Origin of the sequence: Peptacetobacter hominis (genome assembly GCF_006861675.1) — a bacterium.
Classification (GTDB): domain Bacteria; phylum Bacillota; class Clostridia; order Peptostreptococcales; family Peptostreptococcaceae; genus Peptacetobacter; species Peptacetobacter hominis.
In genome coordinates this window covers 1-22,452 of the sequence record NZ_SGJB01000004.1, presented here as the reverse complement: position 1 = coordinate 22,452, position 22,452 = coordinate 1, and the positions used below count along the sequence as shown (strand labels likewise).

19 protein-coding genes, 1 rRNA gene and 1 riboswitch are annotated in these 22,452 nt (G+C 34.5%); of the genes, 14 read left to right on the top strand and 6 right to left on the bottom strand.

Annotated features, from left to right (window positions below; genetic code table 11):
- The 4 genes from purD (at position 1) to EXD82_RS02935 (ending at position 7,216) form a co-directional block, all read left to right on the top strand.
- Positions 1-1,251: a phosphoribosylamine--glycine ligase gene (purD, locus tag EXD82_RS02950; protein ID WP_142535426.1), complete on the top strand. Its 1,251-nt coding sequence runs from the start codon at positions 1-3 to the stop codon at positions 1,249-1,251.
- Positions 1,252-1,281: 30 nt separating this feature from the next.
- A complete protein-coding gene (locus EXD82_RS02945) occupies positions 1,282-5,070 on the top strand; it encodes a phosphoribosylformylglycinamidine synthase (RefSeq protein ID WP_142535425.1) in 3,789 nt (1,262 codons plus the stop codon).
- A gap of 274 nt (positions 5,071-5,344) precedes the next feature.
- Positions 5,345-6,055, top strand: a complete 711-nt coding sequence (locus tag EXD82_RS02940; protein WP_142535424.1) for a hypothetical protein — start codon at positions 5,345-5,347, stop codon at positions 6,053-6,055.
- Positions 6,056-6,073: 18 nt separating this feature from the next.
- Positions 6,074-7,216 carry an iron-containing alcohol dehydrogenase gene (locus tag EXD82_RS02935; RefSeq protein WP_330573688.1) on the top strand — a complete coding sequence of 381 codons (1,143 nt, stop codon included), beginning with the start codon at positions 6,074-6,076 and terminating at the stop codon, positions 7,214-7,216.
- A gap of 178 nt (positions 7,217-7,394) precedes the next feature.
- Here the strand turns inward: EXD82_RS02935 and EXD82_RS02930 are convergent, their stop codons facing one another.
- Both EXD82_RS02930 and EXD82_RS02925 read right to left on the bottom strand, forming a co-directional pair.
- Positions 7,395-8,495: a pyridoxal phosphate-dependent aminotransferase gene (locus EXD82_RS02930; RefSeq protein ID WP_142535423.1), complete on the bottom strand. Its 1,101-nt coding sequence runs from the start codon at positions 8,493-8,495 to the stop codon at positions 7,395-7,397.
- 18 nt (positions 8,496-8,513) lie between these two features.
- Complete coding sequence (locus EXD82_RS02925) at positions 8,514-9,590, bottom strand: YkvI family membrane protein (protein ID WP_142535422.1); 1,077 nt, start codon at positions 9,588-9,590, stop codon at positions 8,514-8,516.
- Positions 9,591-9,857: 267 nt separating this feature from the next.
- Between EXD82_RS02925 and EXD82_RS02920 the strand changes: the two genes are divergently transcribed.
- From EXD82_RS02920 to EXD82_RS02905, 4 genes are all read left to right on the top strand, one after another.
- A complete protein-coding gene (locus tag EXD82_RS02920; RefSeq protein ID WP_142535421.1) occupies positions 9,858-10,520 on the top strand; it encodes a ribulose-phosphate 3-epimerase in 663 nt (220 codons plus the stop codon).
- Positions 10,521-10,691: 171 nt separating this feature from the next.
- Positions 10,692-11,552, top strand: coding sequence for a DUF5685 family protein (locus EXD82_RS02915; protein ID WP_142535420.1), 861 nt, complete (start codon positions 10,692-10,694; stop codon positions 11,550-11,552).
- A complete protein-coding gene (locus EXD82_RS02910; protein WP_142535419.1) occupies positions 11,530-11,964 on the top strand; it encodes a tetratricopeptide repeat protein in 435 nt (144 codons plus the stop codon). The genes EXD82_RS02915 and EXD82_RS02910 overlap by 23 nt, the downstream gene beginning before the upstream one ends.
- A gap of 17 nt (positions 11,965-11,981) precedes the next feature.
- On the top strand, positions 11,982-12,488 hold the full coding sequence (locus EXD82_RS02905; RefSeq protein ID WP_142535418.1) for a hypothetical protein: 507 nt from the start codon (positions 11,982-11,984) through the stop codon (positions 12,486-12,488).
- A 104-nt stretch (positions 12,489-12,592) separates the two neighbouring features.
- On the opposite strand, the gene EXD82_RS02900 is transcribed toward EXD82_RS02905, so the two are convergent.
- Positions 12,593-13,321 (bottom strand): HAD family hydrolase, encoded by a 729-nt coding sequence (locus tag EXD82_RS02900; protein WP_142535417.1) that lies wholly within the window; start codon positions 13,319-13,321, stop codon positions 12,593-12,595.
- Positions 13,322-13,473: 152 nt separating this feature from the next.
- Here EXD82_RS02900 and EXD82_RS02895 point away from each other — a divergent pair, with 152 nt between their 5' ends.
- Entirely contained in the window at positions 13,474-14,565 is a 1,092-nt protein-coding gene (locus EXD82_RS02895; protein ID WP_142535416.1) for a hypothetical protein, read from the top strand.
- Positions 14,566-14,636: 71 nt separating this feature from the next.
- Here EXD82_RS02895 and EXD82_RS02890 read toward each other — a convergent pair whose 3' ends face one another.
- The gene (locus tag EXD82_RS02890; RefSeq protein ID WP_142535415.1) at positions 14,637-15,101 is read right to left on the bottom strand and encodes a hypothetical protein; all 465 of its coding nucleotides are present in this window, start codon (positions 15,099-15,101) and stop codon (positions 14,637-14,639) included.
- 285 nt (positions 15,102-15,386) lie between these two features.
- On the opposite strand from EXD82_RS02890, the gene EXD82_RS02885 reads away from it, so the two are divergent.
- The 3 genes from EXD82_RS02885 (at position 15,387) to EXD82_RS02880 (ending at position 17,996) form a co-directional block, all read left to right on the top strand.
- The gene (locus EXD82_RS02885) at positions 15,387-15,770 is read left to right on the top strand and encodes an ArsR/SmtB family transcription factor (RefSeq protein WP_142535414.1); all 384 of its coding nucleotides are present in this window, start codon (positions 15,387-15,389) and stop codon (positions 15,768-15,770) included.
- A gap of 12 nt (positions 15,771-15,782) precedes the next feature.
- Positions 15,783-16,064: a heavy-metal-associated domain-containing protein gene (locus EXD82_RS10520; RefSeq protein ID WP_330573687.1), complete on the top strand. Its 282-nt coding sequence runs from the start codon at positions 15,783-15,785 to the stop codon at positions 16,062-16,064.
- A gap of 186 nt (positions 16,065-16,250) precedes the next feature.
- On the top strand, positions 16,251-17,996 hold the full coding sequence (locus EXD82_RS02880; protein ID WP_330573686.1) for a heavy metal translocating P-type ATPase: 1,746 nt from the start codon (positions 16,251-16,253) through the stop codon (positions 17,994-17,996).
- A 155-nt stretch (positions 17,997-18,151) separates the two neighbouring features.
- Here the strand turns inward: EXD82_RS02880 and EXD82_RS02875 are convergent, their stop codons facing one another.
- The gene (locus tag EXD82_RS02875; RefSeq protein WP_142535413.1) at positions 18,152-19,300 is read right to left on the bottom strand and encodes a glycerate kinase; all 1,149 of its coding nucleotides are present in this window, start codon (positions 19,298-19,300) and stop codon (positions 18,152-18,154) included.
- Positions 19,301-19,528: 228 nt separating this feature from the next.
- Positions 19,529-19,623: riboswitch (glycine riboswitch) on the top strand.
- A gap of 102 nt (positions 19,624-19,725) precedes the next feature.
- Here EXD82_RS02875 and EXD82_RS02870 point away from each other — a divergent pair.
- Positions 19,726-21,099 (top strand): alanine/glycine:cation symporter family protein, encoded by a 1,374-nt coding sequence (locus EXD82_RS02870; RefSeq protein WP_142535412.1) that lies wholly within the window; start codon positions 19,726-19,728, stop codon positions 21,097-21,099.
- 207 nt (positions 21,100-21,306) lie between these two features.
- On the opposite strand, the gene trhA is transcribed toward EXD82_RS02870, so the two are convergent.
- The gene (gene trhA, locus EXD82_RS02865; protein WP_142535411.1) at positions 21,307-21,957 is read right to left on the bottom strand and encodes a PAQR family membrane homeostasis protein TrhA; all 651 of its coding nucleotides are present in this window, start codon (positions 21,955-21,957) and stop codon (positions 21,307-21,309) included.
- A 415-nt stretch (positions 21,958-22,372) separates the two neighbouring features.
- Between trhA and EXD82_RS02860 the strand changes: the two genes are divergently transcribed.
- Positions 22,373-22,452: ribosomal RNA gene (locus EXD82_RS02860) — 16S ribosomal RNA — on the top strand; the annotation flags it as partial.

Sequence of the window (22,452 nt, the reverse complement as noted above, 5' to 3'; positions counted from 1 at the left end):
ATGAAAATTCTAGTTGTAGGAAGCGGCGGAAGAGAACACGCAATATGCTGGAAACTTAAACAGGAAAAAGATGTTGAAAAAATATACTGCGCACCAGGAAATGCCGGAATAGCTGATTCTGCTGAGTGTGTGGATATAAAAGACAGTGATATAGAAAAACTTGCAGTGTTTGCAGAGGAAAACGGGATCGACCTTACAGTAGTCGGTCCTGAGGTACCTCTTGTAATGGGTATAGTTGATGAGTTTGCAAAAAGAGGTCTTAGAGTATTCGGACCTAATAAAGAATGTGCTACTTTCGAAGGAAGTAAGGCATTTTCAAAAGAATTCATGATAAGAAACAATATACCTACTGCAAAATACAAAGAGTATACAGACCTTGACGAGGCAATAGCCGAAATAGACAGCTTCGGATACCCTGTAGTTATAAAGGCTGACGGACTTGCTGCAGGAAAAGGTGTTGTAATACCTGAAAACAGAGAAGATGCAATAAAAACTTTAAAAGAAATGATGTCTGACAAAAAATTCGGAAGTGCCGGAGATAAGGTAGTAGTTGAAGAATTCCTTACAGGAATAGAAACTTCTATACTTGCATTTGTCGACAATAACACAATAGTTCCTATGGAAAGTGCAAAAGACCACAAAAAAGTAAACAACGGAGAAAAAGGTCTTAACACAGGTGGAATGGGAACATTCTCACCAAGTGAGTTATGGACTGAAGAACTTGCTGAAGAAATAAGAGTAAACGTACTTGAAAGAACTCTTCAGGGATTCAAAAACGACGGTCTTGACTACAGAGGAATATTATTCGTGGGAATAATGATAACTGAAGATGGAGCAAAGGTTCTTGAATACAACGTAAGATTTGGGGACCCTGAAACTCAGTCAGTATTATTCAGACTAAAAACTGATCTAAGTGAAATAATGAACGCTGTAATAGACAACAGACTTTCAGAAGTTGAAATAGAGTATACAGATGAACAGGCAATATGTGTTATACTTACTTCTGGAGGATATCCTGAAGACTACGAAAAAGGCAAAGAGATAACTGGCCTTGATAGCCTTGATGATGATATAGTAGTATTCCACAGCGGAACTAAGATGTCTGATGGTAAATTAGTTACAAACGGCGGTAGAGTAATAGGAATAACTTCAAAAGCTAATACTGTTTCTGAAGCTGCCGATAAAGTTTATGAAAACATAAAAAGAATAAACTTTGAAGGAATGCACTACAGAACTGATATAGGAATGTAGTCTTTCAAAAAATAAACTGGAGGAGAAAAGATGGATAAGAATGTCAAAAGAGTATTAGTCGAAAAAAGAAACGGCTTTGATCTTGAAGCAAGAGCTCTTAAAAAAGACATCGAGGAAAGTCTTCACATAAGTTCTGTTGAGTCTCTAAGAGTACTTAACAGATACGATGTAGAAGGTATATCTGAGGAAGTTTACCAGAATGCTGCAAACTCAATATTCTCAGAACCAAACCTTGATGTTGTCTACTTCGAGGAAATTCCGGGACTTAAAGACGAAAAAGTATTCGCGGTTGAATACCTTCCAGGACAGTATGACCAGAGAGCCGATTGGGCTGCTCAGTGTATACAGATTGTCAATCAGGGAATGAGACCTGAGCTTAAATCAGCAAAGGTATACGTTCTTACTGGGGACATAACTGAAGAAGAATTCAACAAAATCAAGGGTTATATAATAAACCCTGTGGACAGTAGAGAAGCCTCTTTAGAGAAACCTGAAACTCTTGCTATGGTTACAGAAATACCTACAGAAGTTGCAGTTCTTGATGGCTTCAGAAATCTTGATGAGGCAGGACTTGCTGATTTTGTTAAATCACAGGGACTTGCGATGACTCTTGAAGATTTAAAACATGTTCAGAACTACTTTAAAAACGACGAAGACAGAGATCCGACTATAACAGAAATCAAGGTTCTTGATACTTACTGGTCAGACCACTGTAGACACACTACATTCATGACAGAGCTTAAGAATGTGGAAATATCAGAAGGTAAATACACTGATATAGTTAAGGATACATTTGACAGCTACATGGATACAAGAAAAGAAATCTATGTAAACAGAAAGAAAGATGTATGCCTTATGGACATAGCAACTCTTGCTATGAAAAAACTTAAAAAAGAAGGAAAGCTTGCTGACCTTGACGAGAGTGAAGAGATAAACGCATGCTCAATAAACGTTGATGTTGAAATCGATGGAAAACCTGAAAAATATCTTGTAATGTTCAAGAACGAAACACACAACCATCCGACTGAAATAGAGCCATTCGGTGGTGCAGCGACTTGTCTTGGAGGAGCAATAAGAGACCCATTATCAGGAAGATCTTATGTTTACCAGGCAATGCGTGTTACAGGTGCGGCAGATCCTAGAACATCTCTTGAAGATACTCTTCCAGGTAAACTTATGCAGAAGAAGATAGTAACTGAAGCTGCAAACGGATACAGTTCATACGGTAACCAGATAGGTCTTACAACTGGACAGGTAGCAGAAGTTTACGATGAAGATTTCGTAGCCAAGAGAATGGAAATAGGTGCAGTTATAGCTGCAGCTCCTAAAGAAAACGTAATAAGAAAAAGACCTGAAGAGGGAGATGTAATAATCCTTCTTGGAGGTAAAACTGGTAGAGATGGTTGCGGTGGTGCAACTGGTTCATCTAAAGAACACAGTGAAGAGTCTATAAACACTTGTTCAGCTGAGGTTCAGAAAGGTGATGCTCCAAACGAAAGAAAAATACAGAGATTCTTCAGAAATAAAGAAGTAGCTCAGATGATAAAAAGATGTAACGACTTCGGTGCAGGTGGTGTATGTGTTGCTATAGGTGAAATAGCTGAAAGCTTAGACATAAACCTTGACCTTGTACCTAAGAAGTACGATGGACTTGATGGTACAGAACTTGCAATATCTGAATCTCAGGAGCGTATGGCGGTTGCTATAGATGCTTCAAACAAAGAAAGATTTATAGAGCTTGCAAGAACTGAAAACCTTGAGGCAACTCATGTTGCTACTGTTACAGATACAGGATATATGAGACTGTTCTGGAATGGAAAAGCAATAGTAGATCTTAAGAGAGCATTCCTTGATACAAACGGTGCAAAACAGTCAACAGACGTAAAAGTTGAGGCTGTAGATGAAGAAAATACATTCTTCAAAAACAGAGACGTTGTAGCAGGTGCATCAACTCTTAACGAAAAATTTGAAAAAGCTCTGGCAGATCTTAACGTATGTTCACAGAAAGGTCTTGTAGAGAAATTCGACAACACTATAGGTGGAAACACTGTAGTAATGCCATTTGGTGGAAAATATCAGGCTACACCTGCACAGGGTATGGTTGCAAAAATACCGGTACTTGGAGCAGAAACTGATACATCTACTATAATGACATACGGATACAACCCTAAGATAGGTAAGTGGTCTCCATTCCACGGTGCACTTTATGCAGTAGTTGAATCTGTTGCAAAACTTGTTGCACTTGGAGGAAACTACGCTACAACTAGACTTACTTTCCAGGAATACTTCGAGAGACTTGGAACTGCTCCAGAAAGATGGGGTAAACCATTCTCAGCTCTTCTTGGTGCATACTATGCTCAGGAACAGTTCGAGATACCTGCAATAGGTGGTAAGGACTCAATGTCTGGTACATTCAAGGATATAGATGTTCCTCCAACTCTTGTATCATTTGCTGTAGATACAGTAGATGCCAAGAAGGTAGTAACTCAGGAATTCAAGAAAGCTGGTTCTAAGGTAGTACTTATATCAGCTGAAAAAGCTGAAAACGGAGTTGTATGCTTCGATGAGTTAAAGAAAAACCTTACAAAAGTAAGAGAACTTATACACTCAGGAAAAGTTCTTTCAAGTTATGCTTTAGGATTTGCCGGTGTTGGTGAAGCTATAGCAAAAATGGGATTCGGTAATGGAATAGGATTTGTATTCAGCAAAGAAGCTGAAGAAAAATTCGCAAACACTGATGACTTATTTGCAGCAGATTACGGAAGCATAATACTTGAACTTGCTGATGAAAGTGCACTTTCTGAACTTGAAGGATTCAGATGTGTTCTTCTAGGAGAAACAGCTGAAGCTTCTGAAATAGTATTCGGAAATGAAAAAATAAATCTATGCGGACTATACAAAGGACATTGTGCTACTCTTGAGCCAATATTCCCAACAAAAGCCGCTGAAATAACTTCTGAGGTTAAAAACGTAAGCTACGTGAGAACAGGAGCTCCTGCTAAATCTTCACTAAGCATAGTTAAACCTAAGATATTTATACCTGCATTCCCAGGATCAAACTGTGAATACGACTCAGCTAGATCTTTTGAGAGAGCAGGAGGGGAAGCAACTATAAAAGTATTCAGAAACCTTTCTTACAAAGATATAGAGGAATCTATAGATGAAATGGTAGCTGAAATCAAGAAATCTCAGATAATAATGCTTCCTGGTGGATTCAGTGCAGGTGATGAGCCAGACGGATCTGCTAAATTCATAGCTACAGTATTCAGAAATCCTAAGATGATGGAAGCTGTACACGACCTTCTAAACAACAGAGATGGTCTAATGCTTGGTATATGTAACGGATTCCAGGCACTTATAAAACTAGGTCTTGTTCCTTATGGTGAAATAAGACAGCCATCTGCTGATGCTCCTACATTAACATACAACAATATAGGACGTCACCAGGCTAAGGTTGTAAGAACAAGAATAGCATCAAACAAATCTCCATGGTTATCTCAGACAGAGGTAGGAGATATACACAGTATACCAATATCACACGGTGAAGGTAGATTCGTAGCAAGCGAAGAAGTACTAAAAGAGCTTATAGAAAACGGACAGATAGCTACTCAGTACGTTGACTACGAAGGAAATGCTACTTACGATATAGAACACAACCCTAATGGTTCATTCTATGCTGTAGAAGGTATAACTAGTAAAGATGGTAGAGTATTTGGTAAGATGGGTCACTCAGAGAGAACTGGTGCCAATGTTATCAAAAACATACCAGGAGAAAAAGACCAGAAGATATTCGAATCTGGTGTTAAATACTTTAAATAATAGAAAAACAGCCTAAAAAGGCAAGTAAGAGTATAAATTCATAAATCTTCATTACCCGCTCAAAAATGAAGAAACGTGAAGATGTTATATATTCAAAGTCAGTTCCGGCGATATACCCATGAGAGGGATATCGCCGGAATTTTTTTATTTGAATACAAGTGTCTGAATTAATAATATTTTATTTGACTACAAAATATTATTATAAATATAAACAAAGTGCTGTGTTTGAAGTATAATTAATATTAAGAACATAATTTTAGAAAGGGGTGTTTTTATGGACATAGAGAACATTATAAAAGATGCAATATCTTCAATGTCAGAGGATATACAGGCTATATCAGAAGGAATTGACAAAATAAAATTCAGCAAAGATACGCTGTATATAATAGTAAAAAATGAAGATATAAAAAACAGAGTAAATGATGTATATATCTATATTATAAAAAAATATCTATCAGCTGTTATAAATGGAGCTGAAAATATAAATATTGTATTTATATCAAGAGATGAAATAATAGATATAGGTATAAAATCACTTGAAAAATCAGATTTGACAAATTTAAAAGAACAGACAGTAGAGGTAAGACCCCCAAAACCTGAAATTGAAGAAGAAAAAGAAGAATTAAATGCAGATATACAGAACATAGATGTTATGGATATATGGAAAGTTATGCTTGGGAGAATTCAGGAACTTATAAGTCCTGCAGTATATCAGAGTATGTTCAGAGAAAGTTATCAGAGTGGATACGATTCAGGTGTTGTATATGTAACAGTAAAAGATCTTAGAACTGCTCAGATAATGGAGACACAGTATAGAAGATTTCTTAAAGAAGTATCTTATGAACTTTTTGGATTAAGACTTTCATTCAGATTTATAATAGATGAAAAAGAGAAGGAATCAAAAGAAGACGATAAGGTATATCCAGTGAATATAGATGATATAAACAGTTTTTTAAGATACCTAAAAAGCATTGAAAACAGATAAATTTTGGAGGAAAATGACATGCAGAAAATAGAATTTAACTACAATCTACCAGTAAATATATTATTTGGATGCGATAAGATAAATGAGCTTGGACGTGAAACAGCAAAATACGGGAAAAAAGCACTTATAGTTACAGGTAAAAGAAGTTCAAAGGAATCAGGACTTCTTGAAAAATCAGTGGAACTTCTGGCAAATGAGGGAATAGATGGTGTTATATTCAATGAAGTAACGCGGAATCCTCTTGTATCAACTGTACATCAGGGAGCTGAAATTGCTAAAAAAGAAAACTGTGATGTAGTAGTTGCTCTTGGCGGAGGAAGTATAATGGATGCTGCAAAAGCTATAGCACTTATAGCTGAAAATGGAGGAGATGCAGTTGAGTATATGTATGGAAGAAAGTCTTCAGACAAGGCGCTTCCACTTGTACTTGTTCCTACTACATGTGGTACAGGAAGTGAGGGTAACTGTTATGCAGTTCTTACAGATGGTGAAACAGGAGATAAAAAATCTATAAGAAGCGCTGCCATATATGGAAAAGTTTCAATAGTAGATCCAAAACTTATGATGACAATGCCCAAAAGAGTAAGAGCAGCTGTAATATTTGATGCTCTTGCACACTCAATGGAAGCATATGTTACAAAGAAAAGAACACCAATGTCTGATGCATATGCAGCATATGCTATGAAACTGATAGCTGATAATGGAGTTCCTGCAGTTGAAGATGAAACAGGAGATACTGTTGTATGGGAGAAAATAACACTTGCAAGTACTCTTGCAGGTATGGCAATAGGAGCATCTGGTTGTGCTCTTCCTCATGCTATGGAACATCCAGCAAGTGGAATAAAAAATATAGTACATGGAGAAGGCCTTGCAGCTCTTACACCTGCGATAGTAGAAGCTTCATGGGAGGGAGACCCTGAAAGATACGCTACTATTTCTGTTCTTCTTGGTGGAAACAGTGCACTTGACTGTGCCGACAGAGTAAGAGCATTTATAAAGAGAATAGGACTTGATAGAGGGCTTTCTGAACTTGGAATAGAGGAATCTGATATACCTTGGATGGCTGAAAATGCATTTAAGGTTTCTCTTGGAAATATAGAAAATCATCCAGTTGTATTTGATAAAAAAGCATTAGAAGAGATATATAGAAAGTCTATGTAGATATTCCAGTGATATCTGAACTATTTAGAATTGACGAGATGAGAAGATATTATATATTAGAAATCGGTTCCGGCGACATACCTATAAGATAGGTATTGCCGGAATTTTTATATTTTCAAAATAAAAAACGGTGAATTATATCACCGTTTGACTAAAGGAATTTTATTTATATAATAGACTAGGCTAGGTCTATTTTAGCTATTGCATCAAGTAGCGAAGGAAGTTCGCTTTTTTTAGGCATTCTTACCCTTACAAAAGACTTGTCAAGTCCGTCAAACTCGGCACCTGGTACAGTAAGAACTCCATATTTCAGAAACTCTGACTGAAGGTCGATATTGCTGTCTTTGTGGTAAAGAGTACAGATTGATACAGACATACCTGTCTCTGCCATGTTTAGATTATTTCCTATTATTTTCTGTATCTGAGACTTCGCATCTGAGAACTCATCCATAGTTGCATCTAAATTATTGCCAACTTTAAGTGCAGATGCAGCAAGTTCTCTGGTAAGTTCTCCTATCTGATAAGGGTTTGAAAGCTTATTCATATAGGAGATTATCATCTTTGAAGCAAGAATATATCCTGCTCTAAGACCTGCAAGACCAAATCCCTTAGAAAAAGTTCTAACAACTATAAGATTTTCATAATCCTCAAGGAACTGAACTGATGAATTTGACTTTTTCATAAAATCTCCGTATGCTTCGTCGATAATGACACATACTCCAAGTTCGGCACATTTATCAAGAAGTTTTTTTATCATATCGCAGCCGAATATCTGTCCAGTTGGATTGTTAGGATTGTCTATATATACCAGACTGTATGTCTCGTCTACTGTATCTATAAGATCTTCAACATTCATTTTGAAGTTATTCTCTGCATTTGCATAAAAAGGTTTGTAGTCCATACCAAGTAATCTTATATTTGCTGAGAAATCTGCAAACTGCGGTGCAAACCCAAGTACCTTCGCTCCCTTTATATTAAAAATATTATTTATAAGATAAAGAGCGGAGATACTTCCATCAGCAAGCAATATGTTTTCTCTTTCAAGATTGCATTCGTTTTTCCAGTAATCGATTATGGCATCTGTAGTTGCCATACTGTGAGGATATGGAAAAATCTTATCTGTATCAAAATTTTTAAAAGTATCTAATATCTCCTTTGGATATCCATAAGGATTACATCCCTCTCCACAATCTATACAATTTTCAGGAATTACAAGTTCTGCAGAAGCATAGCTGTTTTTTTCAAGTTGTGTAAGTTCATCTCTGATTTTTAGCTTCATATTATTTCACCTCTGTAATTACAATGATTTTCTGTTCTTGATTTCGTATACCGCAAGACAGATAAAAAGAAGACATCCAAGATAACCTGTCCAAGGGTATATAGTACCTACAAGCTGTCCGAATGGAAGTTGACCTCCGATAAATGCCAATATAACAACAACAGCTGCAACAACTTTTGATTTTACAGTGCCCTCTTTTGTTATTCTGTCACATACAGTCCATGTCATAGGAGCTGCTGTTGAGAATATCCCAAGTATAAGTACTACAGAGAAGATAACTCCTATAACTGGAGAAATTCTGTCTGCAAGATAAAGTGTAGGTATTTCAAGAGCTCCAACTTCACTTATATTTGCAAGGAATGCTACGTTCATAAGAAGAGTACCTACCATAAGAGTTATTCCTCCGAATGCACCTCCCATAGAAGCTTCTTTTGATGATTTTGCATTTTTTCCAAGTTCTGAAAGGAATATAATAGAACCGAAAATATTATATGCTGCATAAAGAAGACCACTAAGCCACCACTGAGGGGATGCCTTTGGAATCTCCATAGAAGCTATTATACTATTTGCAGAAGAAAGATCCCCTGTTGAATTTAATATAGATATTATACCAACTCCAATTGTAAAAACTATTATTACAGGACCGATAGTCCCGATTATATTTATAAGTCCTTTAAGACCAAATACATATGCAAGATACACAACTATAGCCATAGCTGCACTTCCTACATAGTGGTTAAGTCCATAGTATTCGTTTAAAGTAGCCCCAGCTCCAGAAAGCATGATTACAACTACACAGAAAAGAAAGAATGCAACAAAGTATTCATAGAAAGTTCCTAAATGTTTTCCACAGAATTTTTGGTATGCACCTGTATTGTCTCCAGAAACAGTACTCTCATATCCGTGACGCATTACAGTTGCACCAACCCATGCAAATAGAAACATACTTATAAGAACAGCAGCAATACTTAGCATACCATAGGATGTGTAGAACTGTACTATTTCCTGACCTGTCGCAAAACCTGAACCTATAATATATGCTATATAAGCACCTCCAAATTTTATAACACTTCCAATACTGATTTTTTCACTCATAATTTCACCTCTATCTTAATGAACTTGTATACAATCCGGATTTTTAGAAATTTAATAATATTATGACTTTTTACGGCAAAGCTGTCAATACATTTTTTATATTTTTTGAAAATTTAAAACTATTTGGCTGAAAAAATGTTTCGTAAAATTGAAACATACTGAATATTACAATAAATAAATATAAATCTTGATAAAATGTATAAAAAAATATAGAATAAGTTTGTAGGATAAAGATAAATGTTGAGGGCTGCATTTCTGGAGGATATTATGAAAATAGCAGCATCAATAATGTGTGCAAATCAGCTTGCACTTAAGGAAGAACTTGAAAAACTAGAAAAAGCAAATGTGGATATTTTGCATTGTGATGTAATGGACGGAATTTTTGTAAATAATCTTGCTATGGGTCCATATGCATTAGAATATATAAAAAAGGAAACAAGTATTCCTCTTGATATACATCTTGCAACGATAGATCCCGGTAAATATATAGAAATGTACAGTCATATAAAGCCTGAGTATATATCGTTTCACTTTGAAGCAAGTGACGACGTAGAAAGAGATATACAGATGATAAAGGATGCAGGAATAAAAGTGTCTATAGCAATAAGTCCTCAGACTCCTGTAGAAGTACTGGAAAAGTATCTGGATAAAATAGATATGATTCTTATGATGACTGTAAATCCTGGATTTGCAGGTCAGAAATTTAATATGGGGGTTTTAAAGAAGCTTGATAAGCTTAAGAAAATGACTGCTCATATGGATAAAAGACCTATAGTTGAAGTGGATGGAAATATAAATCCGGATACGATTGCAATGATGGACAGAGATATAGTTGATGTATATGTGCTTGGAACATCTGCACTTTTCAGAGAAGATGGAAAGACATATAGTGAGAAAGTAGATATAATAAAATCTGCGGTTATGAAATAAATAAAGATAAAAAATGCCTGTACTTGATTAAAAAGTACAGGTATTCTATTTTCTGGGAAATATTAATCCATCAAAATATTAATAATCTATAAAGATTAAATATTATTCACAACAAAAGATATAAAAAGTGCTATAATCAATATAATAAATAAACGACTGAAAGGAACTTAAATGTTTGGATATGTAAAAATAAATAAAATGGATCTTACATTCAGAGAATACGAGCACTACAGAAGTTATTACTGTGGACTTTGTAAATGTCTGAAAAGAGAGCACGGTGAAATTTCAAGATTTTCTCTGAATTATGATATAACATTTCTTATAGTTCTGCTTTCGGCAATATACAATCCTGAGTCAAAGGTAACAGAAGAGGTGTGCATAGCAAACCCTATGAAGAAAAAGAAGGTTCTAATAAATGAAATTACAGAATATGCAGCCGCTATGAATGTACTTCTTACATACTATAAACTTGAGGACAATGTAAATGACGATGGAAGAATAAAAGATAAAATAGCTTTTTCAATAGGAAAAAGCAGTGCATCAAAAGCAAAGAAAATGTATCCTGAAAAAGCCGAAATAATAAAAAAAGAGCTGGATAAGCTTGCAGAACTTGAAAGAAATAAATCTACAGATATAGATGAGGTATCGAATACATTCGGTAGAATAATGGGAGAAATATTTGCATATAAAAATGATGAGTATGAGGTATATCTAAGAGATATAGGATTCAATATAGGCAAATATATATATACTTTGGATGCATATGAAGATCTGGAGGAAGATTTGAAAAAGGGAAGATACAATCCATTTGTAAATTACTCTCCGTCGGATGATGAACTGAAAAAAAAGGTGGACAGACTTATTTCAATATGTCTTGGAATGGCATCAAAATCGATAGACGAGCTGAAACTTAAATGGAATATAGGGATTATAGATAATATTATGTTTTCAGGAGTATATCTAAGATACAAAAATATATTATATGGAGAAAAGAAAGGAAGTGCGGAAAATGTATGGAAATTATGCAGATAGAAATATAGTTATTGAAGCAAAAAGAATGATAGAAAGTGGAAGATTCTCAGCAGCATATGATCTTTTAAAAACAGTAATGCCTGGAGATAGAAGTGCTGAATGGTTTTACCTTGCTGGGAAGGCAGCCTCAAAACTGGGGATGTATGAAGAAAGCGAGGATTATATGAAAAAGGCAAGATTCATGGATCCGGATAATAGAGAATATGATGAGGAATACAACAGATTCAACGGATACAGAAATGGATACGACAACAGAGCCAGATATTACAACGAGAGAAGAAGATATGATTCGTCAGGATGTCTTCCATGTTGCTGTTGCTGTGGAGATGACTGCTGTACAACATGCTGTCAGTTATGGTGCTGTGACTCATGCTGCGAATGTATGGGTGGAGATTTCATAACTTGCTGTTAATTATGAGGTGAGATAATATGGCATCAAAGAGCAAGATAATTGCATCTGGAGGTATGATGCTTGCACTTGAGGCTATTATACTTATAGCCATGAATTTTGTTCCTATTAACACAATATTCATAATGGGACTGGCATCACTTATCTCATCTATAATAATTATGGAGTACGGAAGCAGAGCAGGTGCCGTTTTCAGTATAGCATCTGTGCTTATATCATTTCTGATAATATCGAATAAATTTCAATGGATACTGTTTGCCCTTACTTTTGCAATATATGGTTCTGTAAAAGAATTTATTGAAAGGGGAAGAGACATAAAAATTGAATGGATTATAAAAATTGTATTTGCGAATATAATATTTGTCGTGCTTAATTTTCTTCTTGGAGAATTTATATCAGAAGAGATGAGCCTTATATTCCTTGTACCATTTTATAATGTTGCATTTGTTGCTTATGATATAGTATACAGTCAGTTTATATTATTTTATGAAAGAGATATCAGAAAACATATAAAAAGATATTTTTAATATTTACACGTTCTGAAATGAATATATTATATAGTGATATATTTATTATAGAAATTAAAAAGGAGTTACACTAACATAATGTTAATGTAGCTCCTGATTTTTTGTTAGAACTGTGAAATATTAGCATTGGCATTCATTCTGTAAAGTACATCTTTTCTTTCCACAACTATTTCTGTTTTAGAAGAAAGTTCCTTATCTTTTTTAATACCCTCAAAAAGTTCAAAGGTTGGATTTATGGCTACTGGATGCCCGACATTTCTAAGCATATTTATATCGCCATGAGTATCTCCGTATGCGTATGACTCTGAAAGATCTATGTTGTATTTTTCCACAAATTCTGCAATGGCTTTGTTTTTACTTTTTGAATCCCACATAGGGACAAGTTCTCCTGTAAAATATCCATCCCTGACAATATACTGGCTTCCAAGATAATCGGTTACACCGTATTTTTCAGCCATTTTCTTTACAAGAAAATCGGGGCTTCCAGAAATAAATATTACAATATCTCCAGATTCGAGATGTTTTTTTATTCTTTCTCTTGTAAATTTATATACTCTATCAGCCTTTGTTTTCATTACCTGCTTTGTAGCAAATTCTATACTGTCCCATTCAACGCCTTTTAGAGATTCCACATAAATATTGCAGACCTCTAGTAAATAGTCGTCGTAATCGCCTTTTCTTGTATCCCAGTCTACATAAGTGCTTCTGGCATGCTCAATCCATGTTTTTTCATCTATAATTTCATATTTTATAAGCTTTTTGAAGTGTTCTACCATAAGTGAATTTCTGTAAAGTGTTCCATCTATATCAAAAAATGCTGCTCTTTTTTTCAAATTATATTCCCCCTTCCAGAAATGTATTTCTATATAGTATACAACAGTATGTTATATAAGTACAGAAAAATTTGAAATTATTTAGATAGGTTGGGCATATGGTTTCATTGTGATAAAATATAGACATAATGAATAACAAAGAGAGGTAGAATATGAAGTTTATATATGCAAAGATTACAAATTCCAGACTTATGGGAAGTATGGGACTTATTATAAAAAGAGAAGATGAGAATGGAGAGTTTTATCAGTATTTCCTTTTGGATTCTGAGGGACTGGGACTTTGCGACTATGTAAGTCTGAGAAATCCATCAGATGATGAGAAAAGAATAGAAGAAGAAAGACTTATGGGAGGTCTTGGATCGGATAGAATATTTATAGAAGAGGAAGAGGCACTTTTCCTTATAAAGCATTTTGGAAGCAGAAATATAAAATACGGAAAAGAGCTTTCTGGAAATATCGACGAATATATAGATATAATAAACAACTTTGAAACAGAGATTACTATATACGATATGTTCCCTAAAATATGCAAAAAAATAGAAACAGAAGTAGAATTTGTAAACTATATGGTTATGAGGCTTATAGCTTGGGACAGAGAGGGACTTACATATTATTCAAAAAGTGAAGAGATAGGATCTATGCATATAACAAAAATAAACGGAGCTCTTCTGAAAACAGATGTACACGAAAGAGGAAACGGAAAATATGTAGTAGATGTAATATATGAAGACAGCGACGGATATTATAGTTGCAAAATGGCAGTCAATATAGCAAAGGATGAAGAACTTGGATTCAGATTGGAATCTGTGCTTATTGCAGATATTGAGCCTATGTATGATTTTGAAGTGTTTGATGAGATATCAAAGGAAGAGTATGTAACCGTATATACAATAAATGGAGATTATAAGGAATTTGCAGAAAAATTCTATGTAGATAATCCTTATATGCTTAAAAGTGATATGGAGGATGCGGTATTCTTTACGAGATTCAATTTCAACAACGACCATGTCGGCAAAAAATCATATGTAATAAATAATGATATAAAAGCGATATATTATTGTATAGACGGGATGTTCTTTGTAGGAACATATTCAGAGAGAGACAGAGATTATATAAACGGGCAGTTAAAGGCAAAGTACAGTGAATATATTGAATTCCGGGATGAGATGTTCTTTGAACAGAATGCACTTTATGATTTTGTAGAGTCTGGAAATGAGGATTTCTACGATTTTCTGGATGAATAATGAAATTAATATAAAAATGAAAGGCAGAGATTCTCTGAAAGAATTTCTGCCTTATTTAATATTGATATAATCTAATCTTGAGATAAGTAATTAAATTTATCAAGTTCTATATCATCAATAGAATCAAGTCCTAGTCTTTTTAAATACTTATTAGTAAATTCTACGACGCCATATCCCATACAAATGCCATCAGGAATATTATTATCTTCGAATACTTCATACTTTTGAATACAGCTTTCCTTAGGCTCTATCAAATCCGATACTATCATCGCTATAGGTTCAAATTCCTCAAAAATTTTAAAGTGTTTTTTTGTTATAAAAGTTACTAATATTAGATTATCTCTAACAATATATTCTTCATCATCTGGATCTGCCGTTGGAAAATCTTCCATTGTACTTTTTCGTCTTAAATCTACTATCAAAACATAATAATTAAAATCAAGTTTACTGTGAACATTATCACTATATATATAATAAAGTTCTATATTTTTTATATTTAATAACCTTGTCATTCTGATTGGATTAAATTCAGTCATTTAATTTTCTCCTTTCAATAATATTAAAGCAATTCAATTCCTATTTTATAAATATATTATAAGAGAACGTTTATTTGAAACAATATAATTTATAAAACTGTAATAATTTGTTGATATATTAATAGGTTACATTTTTAAGAATTTATAAATTATGTCTATCAGATAAAGTTTTTACACAATATATGAATAATTATTCATATATTGTATTGACGTTGAGCAGAATCGGAATTATAATAAACATATGAACAGTTATTCATATATTTATATAACAAAGGAGATAGAAATATGGAAAAAAATTCAGATAAAAGATACTGTGAAGAGTGTGAGGAAAGCATAATACATGATGATGTAGTAGATGAAACAAGAAGTCATATGCCTTCAGATGAGATGTTGGGTGATCTGGCTGATTTGTTCAGAGTTTTTGGAGATTCTACAAGAGTAAAGATACTGTTTGCGCTTTTTTCGAATGAAATGTGCGTATGTGATATAGCAGAACTTCTGGGAATGACACATTCTGCTATATCACACCAGCTTAGAGTTTTAAAATCTGCAAGACTTGTAAAATCAAGAAAAGAAGGCAAGATGGTTTTCTATTCACTTGATGATGAACACATAAGCAGAATATTTGAGTGTGGACTAGCACATGTAAAAGAGGAATACTACAAATAGGAGGAGATATCTATGAGTGCAAAAATTGAATTTATACTTGATGGACTTAACTGTGCGCATTGTGCACAGAAGATAGAGGATAAAATTTCAAATCTTTCGTATGTGGAAAATGCGAATATGAATTTTGTAGCTAAAAAACTTAGTGTTTATATGAAAGATTCAGATATAAACGATAAAAATGTGCATGAAATAGCCGATATAATAGATGATACAGAAGACGGACTTAGTATAAGCCTTGCCTCAAATAATTTTGTTGGAGCAATTGATTTTTCTGGAAAAGGTGGAGGTGGCTGAGGTTGTTCAAGCCATTGCGGAGATGGACACGAACACAACCATGGGCATCATCATGAGCATGAACACCATCATGACGAAAAAACGGGTAAAAATATAAACTCTGAGATGATAAAAATAATTGTCGGAGTATTTGTATATATCTTTGCATTATTTGAAAGAGACTTCGAGTTTTCGTGGATTATATATATGGTAGCTTATATTCTTATAGGTGGAGAGGTACTATTAAATGCTATAAAAAATATGTTCAAAGGTAGAGTTACAGATGAGAACTTCCTTATGGCGATTGCTACAGTAGGAGCTATTGCAATTGGAGAGTATTCCGAAGCTGTAGGAGTTATGCTTTTTTATCAGATAGGTGAATATCTTCAGGGAAGAGCAGTAGGTCAGTCAAGAAAATCAATATCTGCTCTTATGGAAATAAAAGCCGAGTATGCCAATGTAAAAAGAAATGACAAAATAGAGAAGTTATCTCCTGAAGAGGTCAAAAAAGGAGATATCATAGTTATAAAACCTGGAGAAAAAGTGCCTCTTGATGCTGTTGTTACAGAGGGAAACTCAATGGTGGATACTTCTGCCATAACAGGAGAATCTGTTTTAAGAGAAGTATTTAAAGGAGATAATATACTATCAGGTACGATAAATACAAGTGGACTTATATATGCAGAGGTAGTCAATGAGTATTCAGATTCTACTGTTACCAAAATACTTGATATGGTGGAAAATGCCGGAAACAGAAAATCACATACGGAAAATTTTATATCAAAATTCTGTAGATATTATACACCTATTGTAATAGTGCTTGCACTTTCTGTAGCATTTATACCTCCAATATTTACAGGATGGGATAGTTTTTATAGCTGGTTCTACAGAGGACTTATATTCCTTGTAGTTTCATGTCCATGTGCACTTGTAATATCTATACCTCTAAGTTTCTTCGGTGGAATAGGTACTGCATCTAAAAACGGAATACTTATAAAGGGAAGTAACTATCTTGAGGCGCTTAGAACAGCAGATACTGTTGTTCTTGACAAGACAGGTACAATAACAAAAGGAGTATTCAGAGTAACAGATGTAATATGCAGGGATGCAACAAAAGAGGATATACTGAAATATGCATCAATAGCTGAGGAGAATTCAAATCATCCTATAGCACTATCTATAAAAAATGCATGCAAGGAATACGGATACAAAGATGAATTCAGCACAGAAAAAGCTGGAGAATACGAGGAAATTCCTGCGCACGGTATAAAGGCAGTATATAGCGAAGAGATAATACTTGCTGGAAGTTCAAAACTTATGAACTCTGAAAATATAAAATTTGAGGAGATATCTGAAGCAGGAACAGTTGTATATGTAGCAGTAAATGGAAAATATCTGGGAGCGATAGTAATATCAGACGAGATAAAAGAAGACAGCGTTCAGGCAATAGCCGATATGAGAAAAAATGGAATAAAAAGAATTGTAATGCTTACAGGAGATAACAGAGCAGCTGCAGAAAAAATAGCCAAAGAAGCTGGAATAGATGAGGTATATTCAGATCTTCTTCCAAACCAGAAGGTAGAAATACTTGAAAAAATATCAGAAGAAAACGAAACAGGAAAAACTGTATTTATAGGAGATGGAATAAACGATGCTCCGGTTCTTGCAAGGGCCGATATAGGTATAGCCATGGGTGGAGTTGGTTCGGATGCTGCAATAGAGGCAAGTGATATTGTATTTATGACAGATGAACTTTCAAAAATGTCTACAGCAAAGAAAATAGCTGCGAGAACAAATACAATAGTATGGCAGAATATAATATTTGCGATGTCCGTAAAAATAATAGTAATGCTTATGAGTACAGGTGGAGTTGCGAATATGTGGGAAGCAATATTTGCAGATGTCGGAGTTTCTATAATTGCAGTATTAAATGCGATGAGAATGCTTAGATAAAAGGATATACAAAATCAGGTATATAAATCTAATGGATTTCAAATAACATACATACAAATTTATAATATAGAATATGCTAAAAGATAAAACCGTGAGAAAAATTCTCACGGTTTTATCTATGTATAGGAAAAGTATTGGTAAGCTATTTACAATTTTTAGTTGCTCAGCTCATTTATAAGTCTGAATATCTGCGTTGTTGTAGAAACAAGATTTCTATATGCATTATCTTTGTTTAATGCCTCATCAAGTGTGGAGATTTTATTTATCGATGAGAAACACGATATTATTCCGATTTTGTTACATTCAGATATATCGTCATCAAGTGAGCCTGCAATCGCAATGACTTTTTTTCCATATCTTTGTGCTATCTCGGTTATACCAGCAGGGGCTTTTCCCATTGCTGTCTGATTATCCATTCTTCCTTCACCGGTTACAACAATATCACAGTTTTTAACATGTTTTTCAAAAACTATCTCATCCAGTACTATTTTTATACCAGATTCAAGCTTTGTGTTTAGAAATCTCATAAATGCAAAACCAAGTCCACCGGCAGCTCCGCATCCTGGTGTAGATGATATATCTTCTCCATAAAAATCAGCACATAGATTTGAAAAAGACTTCATACCTGAATCGAGTTTCTCTACAATTTCAGGAGTAGCTCCCTTTTGTGGAGCGTATATATAAGCAGCTCCATTCTTTCCATATAGAGGGTTGTCCACATCGCATGCAATTCTAAAGTTACATTTGGGGATAAATTCATTTGCATTTGAAGGATCGATATATCTGATTTTTTCAAGGTTTATTCCTCCATAACCTACATTTTGCATATTATCATCTAAAAATTTATATCCAAGAGCCTGAAGCATGCCAATTCCACAATCATTTGTAGAACTTCCTCCAAGTCCTATTATAAAATTTCTGCAACCTTTTTTTATCGCATCGAGGATCATTTCTCCAAGACCGTATGTAGTTGTATAAAGAGGATTTCTAAGTTCCTTTGGCACATCGGGAAGCCCACATGCCTGAGCGGTTTCTATGACAGCAGTATGTTTACCGCCGGAATTTATAATAGAGTATTCTACTTTTATCTTGTTTCCAAGAGAGTCTGTCACATACAGCTCTATAAATTCCCCATCAAGATAATCTCCTATAGCCTTGTATGTACCCTCACCACCGTCAGCAACAGGCAAAACTTCTACATTGAAATTATCTGATGCATTTTTTATACCTTCAGCTATTGCCTGACCTGCTTCAAGAGAGGAAAGACTTCCCTTGAAAGAGTCGACAGCTACTAAAATATTCATAATAATCACCTTCCAGAAATTAGTTATATGATTTCTAATTTATATTAAAATTATAACATAGAGAATTAACGATAAGAGTAAATAAAACAATGATAAAACCGTATATTTAGATAAGGAAATAAATTGGGAAATAAAATGTTCTATATTTTCATTAAATTCGTAAAATACCTTGAAATTATATAATTTAAATGGTATGATAAAACCGTAGCAGAAAAGTATTATAAAAAACAGATTTACTCTGGAGAGTCTCCAAACAAAGGGGCGCCGAAGGTGTACGCAGGTTTAACCTGTAATCTCTCAGGCAAAAGGACAGAGCAGTATAGCGGGTTGTTTGTACCGCATGCATATGTTCTACTCTTTAAGGGGGCTGATTTATATCAGCTCTTATTTTATTTTCATTTTTAAAGAAAGGAAGAGGGAGAAATATGGAACAGTTTTTAGACAGCTTATTGGAATTTGTAGTGGCAGTAAACGGGGTATTATGGAACTCATTATTGCTGGTAGTACTTTGCGGAACAGGTATATATTTTACTTTCCGTCTGAAGTTCATACAGGTTAGAAAATTCGGAGAGGGATTTAAACTTGTATTTGGTCATCTTAAGTTAAATGGGGAGAAAAAAGGAAACGGTGAAATGACACCATTTCAGTCACTTGCAACAGCAATAGCAGCGCAGGTTGGTACAGGAAACCTTACTGGTGCAGCTACTGCACTTTTATCAGGAGGACCTGGAGCTATTTTCTGGATGTGGATGAGTGCATTCTTCGGAATGGCTACAATATATTCAGAGGCAACACTTGCACAGGAATACAAAACAGTTGAAAATGGCGAGGTTACAGGAGGTCCGGTATACTATATAAGAGCTGCATTCAAGGGAGGATTCGGAAAATTCCTTGCAGCGACATTCTCTGTACTTATAATACTTGCTCTTGGATTTATGGGTAACATGGTTCAATCAAACTCAATAGGAGCTGCGTTCTCTGAAGTATTTGCTGAAAGAAACATAAATATACCACCAGTTGCAGTAGGAATACTTGTAGCTGTAGCAGCGGGATTCGTATTTATCGGTGGAACAAGCAGACTTGCATCTGTAGTTGAAAAAATAGTACCGATTATGGCATTTATATACATTATAGGAAGTTTATTACTTATAGGAATGAATATTACACGGGTTCCAGAAGCATTTAAAATGATAATAGTCGGAGCATTTGATCCTCAGGCTGTTATGGGTGGTGCAGTAGGTATATCAATTAAAGAAGCTATAAGATATGGTGTTGCAAGAGGTCTTTTCTCTAATGAAGCAGGTATGGGTTCTACACCACATGCACATGCAAGAGCAACAGCTAAAAACCCTCATGAACAGGGTCTTACAGCGATGATAAGTGTATTTATAGATACATTTATAATACTTAATCTTACAGCAATATCAATTCTTGTTTCAGGAGTACTTGATTCAGGTAAAGAAGGTATAGCTCTTACTCAGGCTGCATTTATGGGAACATTTGGAAGCGGAGGAGATTTATTTATAGCAGTATGTCTTCTATTCTTTGCTTTCTCAACTATACTTGGATGGCATTTCTTTGGACGGATAAACGTGAAGTATCTGTTCGGAGATAAGGCTGTAAAGATATATTCTTTAATAGTAGTAGTTTTCATAATAGTAGGATCAACTCTAAAAGTTGAACTTGTTTGGCAGCTTGCAGACTGTTTCAATGGTCTTATGGTTATACCAAACGCAATGGCATTAGTAGCTCTTAGTGGAGTAGTAGCGGGTATATGTAAAAAATTCAGTAATAAATAAGTATATATTAGAGGGTAACTGATATATATTGAAATACTGAATGTTTATAAAATAATAAAAAGTGGTAAAGTGGTACGATTATATTATAGAAATTTGCTTTTACGGATATTATAAAAGGCACAGTAATATCCTTAAATAAAACTCATAATCCCAAACAAATCAAAAAGGACTTCTAGATAAGAAGTCCTTTTTGATTTGAGTTATATATTATTTTACAATTACATACATATAAACACATAGAAAATGGCACAGACTTCCAAGAATTATAAATACGTGGAAAATTTCATGAAAACCAAAATATTTAAAATTTAGGAATGATGGTTTTACAGCGTATATAATTGCTCCGATTGTATAAAATATTCCACCTGCAACCAGAAGAGAAAGTCCTGATGCAGAAAGAACTTTGTAAAGCGGCACAATAAGAACTACCGAAAGCCATCCCATGGCAACATACATAAGTGTTGAAAGCCATCTTGGGCATCTGAACCATATCAGCTTAAAACATACTCCTGCAATTGCCACAAGAGCAATTACAGAAAATAGTATCCATGCTGATGGAGTGTTAAGTGATATGAAGCAGAAAGGAGCATATGAACCGGCTATAAGAATAAATATCATTGAATGATCCAGTTTTCTAAGCCAGGCTATGACCTTGTCTGTAGATATAACCATGTGATATACAGTCGAAGCTGTATAAAGAAATATCATGCTCATACCAAATATAATAACAGATGTAATTGAAAGAGGATCGGGGTCGTAAATAGATGTTTTTATAACCAGCGCAAGCAATCCGACAAAAGAAAGGATTGCTCCGAAAAGATGAGTAAACCCGTTTCCGGCCTCTCTGATATATTTCATAAAATTAGCACCTCCTCCTAAATATATAGTATCATTATAGTATGCCTAAAGCAATAAAATAGAGGTAAAATAATGAACATAAGACAAAAAAATACAACCCCTATTAAGGTTGAAATTTCAATGTATTATAAAAATGAATAAAAAAAGTCAAAAAAAGTTTATGAAAAAGTGTTGACGAATATAATTTACGATGGTATAGTAATACTTGTCCTTGAGAAAGGGCGAAAGAAAATAAGAAATGATCTTTGAAAACTGAACAGCAGATAAATTTGTTCGAACGATTTGTTCGGACTCTTACAAACCATAATTAAGCCAGATATTCAGATATATCTGAGCACAGAATCAATTTTATTTTGAGCAACGGAATCTGTAAAAGATTCGTTGGCGATATAAAATTGAAGCTAAACTTCAATTTTATTTTGAGAGTTTGATCCTGGCTCAGGATGAACGCTGGCGGCGTGCCTAACACATGCAAGTCGAGCGATCTCTTCGGAG

Excerpts from the sequence above, each read along its gene's own strand:
- EXD82_RS02870 (WP_142535412.1), top strand. The coding sequence starts at position 19,726 with ATGGAACAGTTTTTAGACAGCTTATTGGAATTTGTAGTGGCAGTAAAC.
- EXD82_RS02890 (WP_142535415.1), bottom strand. The coding sequence starts at position 15,101 with ATGACTGAATTTAATCCAATCAGAATGACAAGGTTATTAAATATAAAA.
- EXD82_RS02875 (WP_142535413.1), bottom strand. The coding sequence starts at position 19,300 with ATGAATATTTTAGTAGCTGTCGACTCTTTCAAGGGAAGTCTTTCCTCT.
- EXD82_RS02930 (WP_142535423.1), bottom strand. The coding sequence starts at position 8,495 with ATGAAGCTAAAAATCAGAGATGAACTTACACAACTTGAAAAAAACAGC.
- EXD82_RS02935 (WP_330573688.1), top strand. The coding sequence starts at position 6,074 with ATGCAGAAAATAGAATTTAACTACAATCTACCAGTAAATATATTATTT.
- trhA (WP_142535411.1), bottom strand. The coding sequence starts at position 21,957 with ATGAAATATATCAGAGAGGCCGGAAACGGGTTTACTCATCTTTTCGGA.
- EXD82_RS02915 (WP_142535420.1), top strand. The coding sequence starts at position 10,692 with ATGTTTGGATATGTAAAAATAAATAAAATGGATCTTACATTCAGAGAA.
- EXD82_RS02880 (WP_330573686.1), top strand. The coding sequence starts at position 16,251 with ATGGTAGCTTATATTCTTATAGGTGGAGAGGTACTATTAAATGCTATA.
- EXD82_RS02920 (WP_142535421.1), top strand. The coding sequence starts at position 9,858 with ATGAAAATAGCAGCATCAATAATGTGTGCAAATCAGCTTGCACTTAAG.
- EXD82_RS02905 (WP_142535418.1), top strand. The coding sequence starts at position 11,982 with ATGGCATCAAAGAGCAAGATAATTGCATCTGGAGGTATGATGCTTGCA.
- EXD82_RS02895 (WP_142535416.1), top strand. The coding sequence starts at position 13,474 with ATGAAGTTTATATATGCAAAGATTACAAATTCCAGACTTATGGGAAGT.
- purD (WP_142535426.1), top strand. The coding sequence starts at position 1 with ATGAAAATTCTAGTTGTAGGAAGCGGCGGAAGAGAACACGCAATATGC.
- EXD82_RS02885 (WP_142535414.1), top strand. The coding sequence starts at position 15,387 with ATGGAAAAAAATTCAGATAAAAGATACTGTGAAGAGTGTGAGGAAAGC.
- EXD82_RS02925 (WP_142535422.1), bottom strand. The coding sequence starts at position 9,590 with ATGAGTGAAAAAATCAGTATTGGAAGTGTTATAAAATTTGGAGGTGCT.
- EXD82_RS02940 (WP_142535424.1), top strand. The coding sequence starts at position 5,345 with ATGGACATAGAGAACATTATAAAAGATGCAATATCTTCAATGTCAGAG.
- EXD82_RS02945 (WP_142535425.1), top strand. The coding sequence starts at position 1,282 with ATGGATAAGAATGTCAAAAGAGTATTAGTCGAAAAAAGAAACGGCTTT.
- EXD82_RS02910 (WP_142535419.1), top strand. The coding sequence starts at position 11,530 with ATGTATGGAAATTATGCAGATAGAAATATAGTTATTGAAGCAAAAAGA.
- EXD82_RS10520 (WP_330573687.1), top strand. The coding sequence starts at position 15,783 with ATGAGTGCAAAAATTGAATTTATACTTGATGGACTTAACTGTGCGCAT.